13 protein-coding genes are annotated in these 13903 nt (G+C 58.6%); 6 read left to right on the top strand and 7 right to left on the bottom strand.

Features of this window, described 5'->3' with window-relative positions:
• Positions 1–2 precede the first annotated feature (2 nt).
• Positions 3–920 (bottom strand): cytochrome c oxidase subunit II, encoded by a 918-nt coding sequence (gene coxB, locus FKG95_RS02390; protein WP_142894698.1) that lies wholly within the window; start codon positions 918–920, stop codon positions 3–5.
• A 412-nt stretch (positions 921–1332) separates the two neighbouring features.
• Between coxB and tldD the strand changes: the two genes are divergently transcribed.
• Positions 1333–2766 (top strand): metalloprotease TldD, encoded by a 1434-nt coding sequence (gene tldD / locus FKG95_RS02385; protein WP_142894697.1) that lies wholly within the window; start codon positions 1333–1335, stop codon positions 2764–2766.
• 218 nt (positions 2767–2984) lie between these two features.
• Here tldD and FKG95_RS02380 read toward each other — a convergent pair whose 3' ends face one another.
• Positions 2985–4367 carry a glutamate--cysteine ligase gene (locus FKG95_RS02380; protein WP_142894696.1) on the bottom strand — a complete coding sequence of 461 codons (1383 nt, stop codon included), beginning with the start codon at positions 4365–4367 and terminating at the stop codon, positions 2985–2987.
• A gap of 74 nt (positions 4368–4441) precedes the next feature.
• On the bottom strand, positions 4442–5224 hold the full coding sequence (locus tag FKG95_RS02375) for a 16S rRNA (uracil(1498)-N(3))-methyltransferase (protein ID WP_142894695.1): 783 nt from the start codon (positions 5222–5224) through the stop codon (positions 4442–4444).
• 60 nt (positions 5225–5284) lie between these two features.
• Here FKG95_RS02375 and ubiA point away from each other — a divergent pair, with 60 nt between their 5' ends.
• Positions 5285–6241, top strand: coding sequence for a 4-hydroxybenzoate octaprenyltransferase (gene ubiA, locus FKG95_RS02370; RefSeq protein ID WP_142894694.1), 957 nt, complete (start codon positions 5285–5287; stop codon positions 6239–6241).
• Positions 6242–6374: 133 nt separating this feature from the next.
• On the opposite strand, the gene speE is transcribed toward ubiA, so the two are convergent.
• From speE to FKG95_RS02350, 4 genes are all read right to left on the bottom strand, one after another.
• Entirely contained in the window at positions 6375–7223 is an 849-nt protein-coding gene (gene speE / locus FKG95_RS02365) for a polyamine aminopropyltransferase (protein WP_142894693.1), read from the bottom strand.
• Positions 7220–7726: an adenosylmethionine decarboxylase gene (gene speD, locus FKG95_RS02360; protein WP_246116659.1), complete on the bottom strand. Its 507-nt coding sequence runs from the start codon at positions 7724–7726 to the stop codon at positions 7220–7222. Before speD ends, speE begins: the two co-directional genes overlap by 4 nt.
• A gap of 373 nt (positions 7727–8099) precedes the next feature.
• Positions 8100–8825, bottom strand: coding sequence for a hypothetical protein (locus FKG95_RS02355; RefSeq protein ID WP_142894692.1), 726 nt, complete (start codon positions 8823–8825; stop codon positions 8100–8102).
• 89 nt (positions 8826–8914) lie between these two features.
• Entirely contained in the window at positions 8915–9127 is a 213-nt protein-coding gene (locus FKG95_RS02350; protein ID WP_142894691.1) for a DUF4170 domain-containing protein, read from the bottom strand.
• A 538-nt stretch (positions 9128–9665) separates the two neighbouring features.
• On the opposite strand from FKG95_RS02350, the gene FKG95_RS02345 reads away from it, so the two are divergent.
• The 4 genes from FKG95_RS02345 to FKG95_RS02330 all read left to right on the top strand — a co-directional run bounded on the left by FKG95_RS02345 (position 9666) and on the right by FKG95_RS02330 (position 13672).
• Complete coding sequence (locus FKG95_RS02345) at positions 9666–10652, top strand: SPFH domain-containing protein (protein WP_142894690.1); 987 nt, start codon at positions 9666–9668, stop codon at positions 10650–10652.
• Complete coding sequence (locus FKG95_RS02340; RefSeq protein ID WP_142894689.1) at positions 10649–11095, top strand: NfeD family protein; 447 nt, start codon at positions 10649–10651, stop codon at positions 11093–11095. The genes FKG95_RS02345 and FKG95_RS02340 overlap by 4 nt, the downstream gene beginning before the upstream one ends.
• Before the next feature lie 368 nt (positions 11096–11463).
• Positions 11464–12972, top strand: coding sequence for a UbiD family decarboxylase (locus FKG95_RS02335; RefSeq protein WP_142894688.1), 1509 nt, complete (start codon positions 11464–11466; stop codon positions 12970–12972).
• Between the two features lie 103 nt (positions 12973–13075).
• Positions 13076–13672 carry a PAS domain-containing protein gene (locus tag FKG95_RS02330; protein ID WP_142894687.1) on the top strand — a complete coding sequence of 199 codons (597 nt, stop codon included), beginning with the start codon at positions 13076–13078 and terminating at the stop codon, positions 13670–13672.
• Positions 13673–13903: the final 231 nt, after the last annotated feature.

The following is a 13903-nucleotide window of genomic DNA, read 5'->3' as shown; positions in this document are numbered from 1 at the left end:
GCCTATTGGGCGCCGAGTTCATTGGTGTTCAGATCCGTGTCAGCTGCGGCGTCCCCGGATGCGCCCTGGGCAATCCGAACAGAAGGTGCCGGCCCGTCGACCCTCGCGAACTCTTCCTTCGCGGTTTCGACCCAGGCTGCATACTCTTCTTTAGATACGATCGTGAACATGATCGGCATGTAGGCGTGTCGCGTGCCACAAATCTCAGAGCACTGGCCGTAGAAAGTACCGGTACGGTCGAAGTAGACGGCGGTTTCGTTAATCCGGCCGGGGACCGCGTCGATCTTGCGTTGCTGTGTCGGCATGGCGAAAGCATGAAGAACGTCTCCTGCCGTCACGAGCACGCGGATCTTGGTATCCACCGGAAGTACGACCGCATTGTCGGTCTGCAGCAGATAGGGTTGCCCTTCTTCCAGATCGTCTTCTTCGACCATGTAGGCGTCAAAGGTGAAGTTGCCGTGATCCGGATACTCGTAGCTCCAGTACCACTGCTTGCCGATCGCCTTGATGGTCATCTCGGCGTCGTCAATCTTGTCCTGGTTATACAGCAGGCGGAACGACGGGATGGCGATAACGACCAGGATAATAACCGGCACCGCCGTCCAGATCACCTCGATCAGCGTGTTGTGCGTTGTTTTCGACGGCGTCGGATTCCGTTTTTCCGAGAAGCGGAACATGACGTAAAGCAGAAGAGCCAGAACGAAAACGGTGATCGCCGTGATGATGATCAGCAATTCGTTGTGAAAGAGATGAACCTCGTTCGCATTCGGCGACGTCGGATTCTGGAAGCCCAGCCCCCAGTTCTTCAAACCGTTCAGGCTGTCAGAGTCTTGAGCCATCGCTCCCGAGACCATCGCTGAAACATTCGCAATCAAGGCGAAGATGCCGGCGACGATAGCTCCACGCTTCAAAAACGCCATGTAATTTTATCCTGTCTTGTGTCGGGTAAGTTACCCGTGATCTCCGCGATGGGCCTGACACCAAAGAAGCTGTCCCCATACTCACGGCCCCAGCTTTGTTGGGCCGCAAAGTAACTCAGCCTGTCCGTCCCGACAAGCCTTCGAAACAGGTCTTTTAGTCGCAGAAAGCCCGGTTTTTCCGTAAGAGGGTCTATAGTCAGTTCATTAAGGATTCGGCACTATGCGACGTAATGTCGCAAAGCAGATGCATAGCGAGGCCGGCTTACAACCCAATCTATGGCGGTTAGAGCCGTTTTCACTGGCTTTCAGCCGACACCGATACTAGGTCTATGGTCCGGATGCAGAGTCCCCACTGCCGCTTGCCGGCGCAAGACGCAGCGCCGCCGGGCAAGGACGAATATGGAGTAACTCGATGAGCCACGTAACCGATACGGACGATATCTTTTACACCCGCGCGGGGCTGGACCGCAGCCGTCTCGAATCCATCGTTGACGAGGCCCTGAAAGGTGCCGATGACGGTGAGCTCTACCTCGAGTATTGCCAGTCCGAAGGGCTCGCCTTCGATGACGGAAAACTGAAAAGCGCAAGCTTCGACACTACCCAGGGTTTCGGCCTGCGTGGTATTTCCGGTGAAGCGGCCGGATATGCTCACGCCAGCGAACTCTCGGAGGCCGCGATCAAGCGGGCCGCCGAAACCGTCAAAACCGTAAATTCAGGCCATGGAGGAACCATGGCCGAGGCCCCGCAGGGAACCAATGCCAAACTCTACAGCGACCTCAATCCGCTGAACGACGTTCCGTTCGATACCAAGGTCAAGCTCCTGGCCGAAATCGATGCCTATGCCCGAGCGAAAGATCCCAGGATCGTTCAGGTCAGCGCCTCGCTCTCGGGCGAATGGCAAGCCATCCAGATCCTGCGGGCCGGCGGCGACCGGATGGCCGATATCCGCCCCCTGGTGCGCCTGAACATCTCGGTGGTTGTCGCCGAGGGTGACCGGATGGAAAGTGGCGGGTACGGCGGCGGCGGGCGTTTCGCGTATGAGAGCCTGCTGGATCCCTCCTACTGGCAGGGTGGCGTCGACGAGGCTTTGCGCCGCGCCCTGGTGAATCTGGAATCGGTGGATGCGCCGGCGGGCGAGATGCAGGTGGTCCTGGGATCCGGCTGGCCCGGCATTCTTTTGCATGAGGCGGTCGGCCACGGACTGGAGGGCGATTTCAACCGAAAGAAGACCTCAGCCTTCTCAGGACTGATCGGCGAGCGGGTCGCGGCCCCGGGCGTGACGGTCGTCGACGACGGGACCATGCTGGACCGGCGCGGGTCCCTGACAATCGATGACGAAGGCACGCCGACCCAGTCCACCACCCTGATCGAGGACGGGATCCTGGTGGGCTACATGCAGGACCGGCAAAACGCCAGACTGATGGGCATGGCACCGACGGGCAACGGGCGCAGGCAGAGCTACGCGCACATTCCGATGCCCCGCATGACCAATACGGTCATGCTGGCCGGTGAGCGCGAGCCGGAGGAAATCCTGTCCTCGGTCAAGGACGGCCTCTATGCGGCAAACTTCGGTGGCGGGCAGGTCGACATCACCTCGGGTAAGTTCGTCTTTTCCTGCACGGAAGCCTATCTGATCGAAAACGGGAAGCTTGGGGCACCTGTCAAAGGGGCAACCCTGATCGGCAACGGCCCGGACGTCATGAAGAAGATTTCCATGATCGGCAACGATCTGGCGCTGGATGACGGTGTCGGCACCTGCGGCAAGGAAGGCCAGGGCGTGCCCGTCGGCGTCGGACAGCCCTCGATCTTGATTGACGGTATTACGGTGGGCGGTACGGCTGCGTGATAGTTGCGTAGAAATTCTACTTTTAAGCGCCGTTTTTTAACCGCTTTTTAAGATCTGGAGACCAAAGATAGGTTGTATAGTCTCCTATACACCCTCGCTTGTAAGAGAGCCGTAGCCCCCAACTGCGGCTCTCTTTCTTTTTGTCCGGTCCGGTCGCACACCGCTCTTCGGACGCGCGAAAACCTGCTCCAGATCAGAGATTTAGCCAAACAAGAGACTTAATACGCGTAGGTTTCGAACAGAGGATCGATCTTTCCGCCCCATTCGCCGTTAAACAGCGCCAGCTGTTCGTCAGCCGGGGTTTTTCCACTCTCAACCGTTTGCTTCAGCGGTTTCAGGAAAGAGGTTTCATCAAGCATGCTGCTGTCCGTGCGCTTGCGGTTCCGCAAACCCCGTTCAGCCAGGGAAACCATTTCGCCTGCCAGCTCACGCACCGTCGCGCCCCGGAAGGGCGTCGCCAAAGCCTGCCTCGGCACCTCGGCGCGCAGATAGTCGTGCTCTTCCATGGTCCAGTCCTTGACCATATCCCAGGCCGCATCGAGGGTTTCCTGATCATAGAGCAGACCGACCCAGAGGGCCGGCAAGCCGCAGAGCGAGCGCCAGGGCCCGCCATCGGCGCCGCGCATCTCGATGAACTTCTTCAAGCGCACCTCGGGAAAGAGGGTCGTGAGGTGATCCGCCCAGTCACCCATGGTCGGCAATTCACCCGGCCGCCCGGGCAGATTACCCGCCATGAAGTCGCGGAAAGACAGCCCGCTGACGTCGACGTAGGTTCCATCGCGGTAGATGAAATACATCGGCACATCGAGCACGTAATCGACATAACGCTCAAAGCTCATGCCCTCGTCGAAAACAAAGCTCGGGACTCCGCAACGGTCAGGGTCCGTATCGGTCCAGATATGACTGCGATAGCTTCGGAATCCGTTGGGCCGGCCATCGGTGAAGGGTGAGTTGGCGAAAAGCGCAGTTGCAACCGGCTGCAGCGCGAGACTGGTCCGGAACTTTTTGACCATGTCGGCTTCGGATTCGAAATCGAGATTAACCTGAACGGTGCAGGTCCGGAGCATCATATCGAGGCCGAGATTGCCTTTCGTGGGCATGTAGGCGCCCATGATCTTGTAGCGGCCCTTGGGCATCCAGGTGATGTCCTCGCGGCCCCACTTGGGCTGAAACCCCACCCCCAGCATATGCACACCGAGGGGCTCGGCCACTTCTTTGACCTGGGCCAGATGTGTGTGGACCTCATCACAGGTCTGGTGAATGTTCTCAAGCGGCGCGCCGGAGAGCTCGAACTGCCCGCCTGGCTCCAGCGTAATGCTGCAGCCGTCCTTGACCAGGGCGACCGGGTTCTCGCCCTCGAAAATCTTCTTCCAGCCGAACTTGTCGCTCAGGCCCTCAAGCAGCGCGCGGATCCCGACTTCGCCCTCGTAGGGGAGTGGTTTCAGGTCATCGACGCGAAACGCGAACTTCTCGTGCTCAGTGCCGATTCGCCACGCGCTGCGGGGCTTACAGCCGGCCGCAAGGTACTCGACAAGCTGGTCCTTGCCGGAGATCGGAGGGTTATCGGCGCCGGTGGCGACGGATTCAGGTTGCGCGGACATTCACTTCCCCAGCTGGTCAATCAGGTCGCGGACGCCCGCGGCCTTGCAGCACATTGTTACGCGAGGACCACCGATCAAGCATCCGATCGATCAGGCGGCCGTTTTTCCCAGTCGCCGAGTACGGCCTGCCAGCAGGCAAGCGCCGAAACGGCAGCCGTGTCGGCGCGGAGGATCCGAGGTCCAAGGCCGACAGGCGTAACAAAGGGCAGTTTCGTTAAGGCGTCAAGTTCACCTTTAGTAAAGCCTCCTTCGGGGCCGGTCATTATAGCCCATGGCTCCCTGCCCGCTTGCGGGTCACCGGCGCGAATATCCTGAAGAACCTCGCCGATGGGCTTCACGCCCCCCGATTCGGCACAGAGGAGGAGGCGGCGTTCCGTCGGCCAGTCCGCCAGAAGTTTTTCGAAGGAAATCACATCACGGACCAGCGGCAGGCTGAGGCGCTCGCACTGTTCCGCGGCTTCGCGCGCATTTGCCGCAAGGCGCTCGCTATTCACACGCGAAACGTCCGTGTAGCCTGTAAAGACCGGCTGCAAGAGCGAGCAGCCCAACTCAACCGCCTTCTCGGCGACGAAATCGAGGCGCGCCCGCTTGATGGGAGCAAACACCAGCCAGAGGTCGGGCTCGGGTTCCGGCAGGCGGCGCAGTTCCGTCACTTCAAGCGAGCACCAGCCCTTGCCGATACCGTCAATCCGTGCCAGCCACTCGCCGTCTTGTGCGTTGAAGACGGCCAGCATCGCACCCGGTTTCAGGCGCAATACGGAGCGCAGGAAGTGCGCACCGGCATGGTCGAGCCCCAGGGTCGTCCCCGCTTCGATGTGCGCATCGACGTGCAGTCTAGTCTCAATCTTCGCGGCCATTGTCCTAACGGACCTCCTGAGGGCTTTTCGTCCGCCTGTAACGAGAGTAAAGAATAGGCCATGAGCAGCCGGGGAAACGCAACGGTGAATGATACGACCCTCAGAAGCGACATCGTTCAGAGTCACTGGGCCTTGCGCCTGATGCCTAAAGCAGCCTGGCCTTACATGAAGCTCGCCCGGCTGGATAGGCCGATCGGCACCTGGCTTCTGCTGTTCCCCTGCTGGTGGAGCCTCTCTCTCGCGACCGCTGCATCTCCCGCCCACAGCCTTGATCCCAGCTTCGCTTGGCTCTTCCTGCTGTTTGCCGTGGGCGCCCTTGTCATGCGCGGCGCGGGCTGTACCTTCAATGACATCGTGGACCGGGACTTCGACATCAAGGTCGCCCGCACGGCGGACCGGCCCATCCCCAGCGGACAGGTTACGACCAAGCAGGCCGTCGCATTCCTGGGTCTGCAGCTGCTTGTCGGCCTGATCATCCTGTTGCAGCTGAACTGGTATGCCGTGGTGGTGGGAGCAGCCTCGCTGCTGCTGGTCTTCACCTACCCCTTCATGAAGCGAATCACCTACTGGCCCCAGGCCTGGCTTGGCCTGACCTTTAACTGGGGGGCTCTGGTCGGTTGGGCCACCATTCAGGGCATCCTGGATTGGCCCGCTGTGATCCTCTATGCCGCCGGTATTGCCTGGACCTTGGGCTACGACACGATCTACGCCCATCAGGACAAGGAAGACGACGCGCTCATCGGTGTGAAGTCGACCGCACTCAAATTCGGCAGCGCCACCAAGACCTGGCTCTGGTTCTTCTACGCCCTGACCAGCCTCTTGCTCGCCGCGACAGGGGCGAGCCTTGGCCTGCCCTGGCCCTTCTGGCTCGGATTGGCCGCTGTGGCCATCCATTTCTGCTGGCAGATTACGACCCTCGATACCGACAATCCGCAGGACTGCCTGACGAAATTCAAATCCAACCGCTTCGTCGGCTGGCTCTTGCTCGCCGGCCTGCTGCTCTCGAACGGTATCTAGAGCGCGTCATGTTTTAGCGGAAACACTCAGTGTTTCCGCTAAAACATGTGAACCCGCTCTACATCATATAGATAGAGCAGATTCACCGGTACGACGGATCGCCGAGGGCGATTCCATCTAAACCGGATCTGCTTTAGCGGATTAACTCGGAAACGTAGGGCGGCAGCGCGAAGGCGCCTTGATGAACCTCCGGCGTGTAGTAACGGCTCTCCACCGGTTCGGCATCGAAGCGTGCCCGCAGCTCTGCAAGTGCCGTCATCCGCAGTTCCGCGTTATCCGTCGCCCAGCCAAAGGCCATGGGACCACCCACGTAGGTCGGAATGGTCGCCAGATAGCAGGTGGCATCCTTGAACAGGGCCCGGAAAAAGGATACCGACGACGTCAACTCCTCAGCCTGGACAAAGGGCACTCCATTTTGAGTCACGAGAATACCGCCCTCGGTAAGACAGCATCGGCAATCGCGGTAGAAGCTCTCGGTGAAAAGCACCGCGCCCGGCCCGATAGGATCGGTGGAATCGATAATCACCAGATCATAACGGTCTTCACAGTTCGCAACGAAGTCACGCCCGTCGGCGATCACGAGATCCGCCCTCGGGTCGTCGAAGGCGCCGTTTGAAATCGAGGGCAGGTATGTCGTGCAGAGATCGACGACGCTACGGTCGATCTCGACCATGGTGACCTTCTCGATCGAAGGATGCTTGAGGGCTTCCTCGAGCATGCCGCCATCGCCGCCGCCGATAATCAGGACCTTCCGGACCGAGCCGTGAGCGTAGATCGGCAGGTGCGTGAGCATCTCGTGATAGATGAACTCGTCCTTCTCGGTCGTCTGCATGACGCCATCCAGCGCCATCGCCCGTCCGAAGGTCTCGTTCTCGAAAATCACCAGATGCTGATGTTCGGTCTGGCTGTCGAAAAGGACCCGGTCGATCTTCAGCTTGACGTGCAGATCCTCGTGCAGGGTCTCCTCGACCCAACCACTCATACCTCGCGCCCCCGGCGATGCTCCTCAACCTTCACCCGTTCAGGGCTAAAGGCCTTGCGAAGGACTTCGACCGCCTCGTGCGGCCGTGCATCACCACACATGAAGACGTCAAGCGCGGCGTAACCGCATTCCGGCCAGGTATGAATGCTGATATGCGATTCCGCGAGTACCGCGACACCCGACACACCGCCATTGGGCGTGAAGTGGTGCAGGTGGATATGCAACAGGGTCGCACCGGCGGCCGTGACACAGTCGCGCAAAGTTTCTTCGACGTAGGCGAGATCGTCGAGCTGCTCGGCCTGCATCAGATCGATGATCAGATGCGTGCCCGCGAAGCGCTCGCCATCGCGTTCGATGAAGAAGTCCTTGCGGTCTTCATCGCTGTTGTGCATCTGCGTTTCAGGCTTGGCCTGACACTCGAAAGTTACGTCTTCCGTTTGGGTGGTGCTTGAACCCTCATCCAAGTCCATCCCCAATTGGAAGAGGGCGTGTACATTGGACAAAGTCCGTCCTCCCCAACCAGTAGATGACCCGGGCAATGCCAGGAGCGGCGGATATAGAGACCACTGCGGCGAAATGCAATCACTTTCTGCGAAAATACCCGGACCTTGCGAAGTGGCCTGCCCGGAAAACCCTGGTCATGACCAGCCGGCCTGCGCCCTAGTGTGATGTTTCTGAAGTTCGTCGCATAATATGCGACGAATTTTAGAGACTGAATCACACTAGATTCAATGAGGTAGTGTCCCGTTGAATCTGAAATTCAATGACGTGAATTTCAGATTCGGGATACTAGGCCTGATCATTTCTGGTTAACGCCTGGACCGCGACGGTCCGGCAGGCCAGAGCCGGCCCGGATCTTGTGTGAAAATTCCAGAGCTAGCCCGGATCCACAGACCGGAAATGCGGTGCCGCCAAAGTGACTGCGTCGGCACGCAATGCCTCGATAACCCTCCGCCGAAGCTCAGCTTCTGCGATCACCGCCAGAATGAACTCGTCGAGACCGCGGTCCGGATAGAGCCTGTGTCGCACCGTCTCAAGAGCCTCCAACTGGCTTAAAGCCGGAAAACGCCGCTGAACCGCAGGCACGGCGGCAATCCCCGCCGGCTGGTCCGCGACCCGAAGACAGCCGGCACTGCTCAAGTAAACGAAAACGCGCTCCAGAGGCGGGATGGGACCCGCGGGCTGTCCCAGTGTCACATCCTCGAGACAGCCAAAACGATAGATCTCGGCGCCAAGCTCAGTATCGTGCATGCGCTGGAGCTGGGCGGCATTCAGCCAGGTGATAAAAACCTCCACGACGGCGCCCGGCGCATGCTGCAGATTTGCCGCAACCGCACCATAGCGGGTCATGTGGGCCGAATAGACAACTTCGTAATCGTGGAGTTGGGTCAGCGTAACGGGGATTTCGTCGGCCTGTGGATCCGCCCCTGCGCGCTGGGGCTTCAGGGCGGTCTCCCGATCTCCTGGATACTTGCGCGCCAGTTGCTCGGGCGCACGGTTGGATCCGTGGGCGATGACCGGCGTGCGATCCTTGAAGCACTCAGCAGGCCAGGTCGATGGCGGCGAGAGATCAGCCGCGCCCCGGCGAAACCGGTAGGACACTGGGGGCGCCTGGTAAGGATAACCTTTGGCAAGCTGCAGTCGTGCAGACTCACCGCTCGGTAAAGGCCAGGGCACTCAGAACCGGCTGCTCAGTCAGTGCAAGGCGGTGGAGCGTCAGGGTCGATGCGTTCAATACGATAACGTGTCGCACAGTCATCGACCGTTAGCCACGCTCGCTTTGCCCACTCTTCCCGCGCCGCTTCATAGTCTCCAAACGGCCCGATCCACTGTTCGTCGCCACCCACCGCATCCTGGAAGTGGGTATCGACGTATTCGCCACCAACTACGTAAAACTGCGCCATGTCTACTTCTCAGACGTTGCTTCGCATTTTAAATCCGGTCCGATTCATTCGACGCGGAACGTCGTCTCTCACCGTAACCGTATGGAATCATATTCCAATTCATAAAGTTGTAATAGTAACAAATAAACTCTTCATGAATCTTTCTGCCTTGAAAAAAAAACATACCTCAATTATTGCTTTTCGCCGTAGCCTTCCCGCATCAGAACCGCGTTTTTTGGCCGGCAGACCACCTTCGAGGCAACTGCCGAGCCTGATCGGCTGTTTGTGCGCCCACAAGAAAATACCGGTCCCAGTATTGCGGCGGTCTGAAATCTAATTTACGCCGTGAGATGGCAGTATCAGGGCAGAATTACGGCGTCTTTTGGGCGGTTGCCTGTGAAGACTGGCCCGGAATGCAAAGCGTTATTGCAGGCTAATACTTTCGCACTCCCGGCGTTGACGTTAGTATCGTATTAGACTGTGGATGATTAAATACGTCTCGAACCACCTGAACTTCCAGAGCCCGTTTTTTTAAGGGCCGTATTTAGAAAGCTTCTATATGCCAATCGAAATATCGACCTTCTCGATCTTCGTGATCGCTGTCCTGGTCTTTGCCCTGATTCTTATCTTCATGGGCGTCAAATCCGTGCCGCAGGGCATGCAGTACACTGTGGAGCGATTTGGGCGCTACACCAAGACACTCACGCCAGGCCTCAATCTGATCGTCCCGGTCATCGACAAGATCGGTGCGGAAATGAACATGATGGAAACAGTCATGGATGTGCCCTCGCAGGAGGTCATCACCAAAGACAACGCCGTCGTGCAGGTTGACGGTGTGGTCTTTTTCCAGGTTCTTGACGCCGCCAACGCCGCCTATCAGGTTCGAAATCTTGAGCGCGCAATCCTCAACCTGACCATGACCAATGTGAGAACGGTCATGGGCTCGATGGATCTGGATGAGCTGCTTTCCAAGCGCGACAAGATCAATGCCGAGCTCTTGCGCGTGGTCGACGATGCGACTGAGCCCTGGGGCGTCAAGGTCACCCGGATCGAGATCAAGGACATCACACCACCGGCGGATCTGGTCGACTCCATGGCCCGGCAGATGAAAGCCGAACGTGAAAAGCGCGCGACGATTCTGGAAGCCGAAGGTGAGCGGCAGGGGCAAATCCTGAAAGCAGAGGGTGCAAAGCAGGCTGCGGTCCTGGAAGCCGAAGGCCGGCGCGAAGCTGCCTTCAAGGATGCGGAAGCGCGAGAACGCGAGGCCGAGGCCGAGGCCAAAGCCACCACCATGGTCTCGTCCGCGATTTCAGAGGGCGATGTGAATGCCATCAACTACTTCGTGGCGCAGAAATATGTCGACGCCCTCGGCCAGTTCGCCAACTCTTCCAACCAGAAGACCTTCTTCCTCCCGGTCGATGCTGCCGGCGTCATCGGTGCCATCGGTGGTATAGCCGAAATCGCAAAGGACTCTTTGGCAGAGCGCGAAGCCAAGAAGGAAGAACGCCGCCGCGGTCCGTGGGATGGCGAAGGAAGCGCAGGATGACCGGCTTCGACCAGATCGAATTCTGGCATTGGTGGATCGCCGCTGTCGCCTTCGCTGCCATCGAGGTCTTCGCTCCCAGCGCAGCCTTCGTATGGATGGGCGCATCGGCCGGGCTGGTGGGTTTCCTTCTTCTGCTGTTTCCGGGCATGGGATGGGAAATTCAGTTTTTGATCTTCGCCATCTTTTCGGTCGCAACGGTTGCAGGCTGGCGTATCTACCGCGTCCGGCACCCGGCGGTGCTCAGCGATCCCAATCTCAACCGCCGCGGCAACGAATATGTGGACCGTAGCTTCACCATCGAGGAAGCCATCGTGAACGGCAACGCGAAGATGAAGATCGACGGCGTCATATGGAAAATCCGCGGCGAGGACCTGCCTGCCGGGAGCAGAGTCCGGGTGACCGCCGTCGAAAGCACCGTGCTTCGGGTGGAGGCCGACCCCTAGAGGGCGTCATGTTTTAACGGAAACACTCTGTGTTTTCGCTAAAACCTGTGAACCCGCTCTACATCATAGTGGTAGAGCAGATTCACCGGTACGACGGATCGCCGAAGGCGATTCCATCTAAACCGGATCTGCTCTAGCCCTGAATCCGAAACCTGCGGCTTTACCCTTGTCTCTGGCTGTCGGCATCGCATTTTTAAGAGCTCACACGCCCGTTCAGGACCATACTCTTAGACTTCGATCCGCCTCAGAAGCCCCGGTTTGAAATGGCCGGAAGAATCTGCGATCTATGACACTCGATAGACCACAGATGTTTCCCGTATTCGCCGGCTTCTTCAAGTCAGAGCGCGCCCGCAAGGATTACGACGCCGATGCCCTACACTTCGCTCCGCGATTTTATTGACCGTCTTGAGCAGAGCGGCCGCCTGAAACGCGTCACGGCCCCCGTTTCCGCAGAACTGGAAATCACCGAAATCCAGACCCGCCTGCTGGCTGAAGAGGGTCCGGCAGTCCTCTTCGAAAATGTACAGCGCGCGGATGGCACGGCCTATGACATGCCCGTTCTGGCAAATCTCTTCGGGACGGTCGAACGGGTAGCCTGGGGTATCGGTCGCGAACCCGAACAGCTGCGCGAGGTCGGGAAAACACTTGCGTTCCTGAGACAGCCGGAGCCTCCGGGAAGCCTCCGGGAAGCCTGGAATTCCCTCCCCCTGCTCAAGACCGTCATGGCCATGAAACCCAAGACGGTCTCCTCGGCCCCCTGCCAGGAGGTCGTGCTGCAGGGCGAAGATATCGATCTTTCCCGGATTCCGATTCAATCCTGCTGGCCGGGCGAACCTGCGCCGCTCATTACCTGGCCGCTAGTGGTCACCAAAGGGCCGGGCAAGGGCAAGACTGACGATTTCAATCTGGGCATCTACCGGATGCAGGTCCTCGGAAAAGACAAGACCCTCATGCGCTGGCTCAAGCATCGCGGCGGCGCACAGCATCACCAGCGCTGGAAAAACGAGAAGACCGAGCCCCTGCCCGCCGCTGTCGTGATCGGCGCGGACCCGGGGACGATCGTTGCCGCCGTGACCCCGGTGCCGGACACGCTGTCGGAATACCATTTCGCCGGCCTGTTGCGCGGACAGAAGGCGGAGCTGGTGGACTGCAAGACCGTCCCGCTCAAGGTGCCCGCTCAGGCAGAGATCGTCCTTGAGGGCTATGTCAGCCTGGACGACTACGGAGACGAAGGCCCCTACGGCGATCACACCGGCTATTACAATTCTGTCGAATCCTTCCCGGTCTTCACGGTCACAGCCATCACCCGGCGGCGCAATCCGATCTACCTGAGTACCTTTACCGGACGCCCACCGGACGAACCGTCGGTGCTGGGGGAAGCCCTCAACGAAGTCTTCATTCCCCTGCTTCAGCAGCAATTCCCGGAAATCGTGGATTTCTGGCTCCCGCCCGAGGGCTGCAGTTACCGTGTCGCGGTTGTCTCCATGAAGAAAGCCTACCCCGGGCACGCCAAGAGGGTCATGCTGGGTGTCTGGTCTTATCTGCGCCAGTTCATGTACACCAAATGGGTGATCGTCGTGGATCACGATATCAATGCGCGCGACTGGAAAGACGTCATCTGGGCCATGTCCACACGCATGGACCCGGCACGCGATATCACCCTGATCGAGAACACCCCGATCGACTACCTGGACTTCGCGTCGCCGGAGAGTGGCCTTGGCTCAAAGATCGGTCTGGATGCGACCGACAAGTGGCCGCCGGAGACCAAACGCGAATGGGGTCAGGAAATAGAAATGTCGAGCGACATTGTGGAAAAAGTCAATGAACGCTGGGCGGAGTATGGGCTTCCAGGCTCAGGAAAATCGATCTGGAAGTAAAATTGGGTTTGCATCAAGTTAACCAAAAAGCCAGTATTTTAGGCAGCTAGCACTGGTTGCACAAAAATTACGCTCTCAATCGAAACTATCTAGACTCATTTGGATGGCCAAAACTTCAACTCCGGACGGCCCAAGTAAAACCGAACCTGACCGCGAGAAGAGCGAGCAGGCGACCGAGAGTTTTCTGATTGCGAAGCCCGGGATTGCCGAAACCAGAATAGCCAACTGCACGCCGACCGCCGCAGCGGCCCTGGCATTGCGTTCGAAAATCAATCGTCAGGCACTGGATTACTGGATCCGGATCCGCGGCGAACGCATGATGCCCTCGCGTGCCGATCTCGACCCGCTCGATATCAGGCGAATCCTGCCGAATGTGGTGCTGATCGACGTCGCAAACGACCCATTGGATTTCCGCTACCGCCTTATCGGCACCAAGATCGCGTCTCAGCTCAACAACGATCATACCGGCAAATGGATGTCGGAAATCCCGCATCAGAAACCGCCGAGCAAAATTTGGTCGAGCTGCGAAACGGTGGTGAACGAGAAGATTCCTATGACCACCGAGGTTCCCTACGAGGGCCGAAACAAAGACTTTTCGGTGTCGGAAGATATCGTCATGCCGCTCTCCGCCGACGGAGCGACCGTCAACATGCTCTTCGTTGTCGTCGATTTCTTCAGCCGCTCGGTCGAAAACCTATAGCTCGGCAGCGCTTGCCGAGGAGCCGCCGCATACAGGCCTTGACGTTGCGAAAAAAGGCGGCGATGTTACAGCTATGACAAGCTTCGGACTGGACAGCATCCTACGACTTATTACCCCGGCCTCCTAGAGGAGTCCGGGAAAGATCATTTGCGATCTTCGTCCAAGTCGGTAACAGGTTGCGTTCGTTGTCCATAGGCCCGGTTGTTATGTCTGCTCACATCAGTTTTCGTT

Origin of the sequence: Denitrobaculum tricleocarpae (genome assembly GCF_007004665.1) — a bacterium.
GTDB classification, from domain to species: Bacteria; Pseudomonadota; Alphaproteobacteria; order Kiloniellales; family Kiloniellaceae; genus Denitrobaculum; species Denitrobaculum tricleocarpae.
This window is presented reverse-complemented; position numbering and strand designations above follow the sequence as displayed.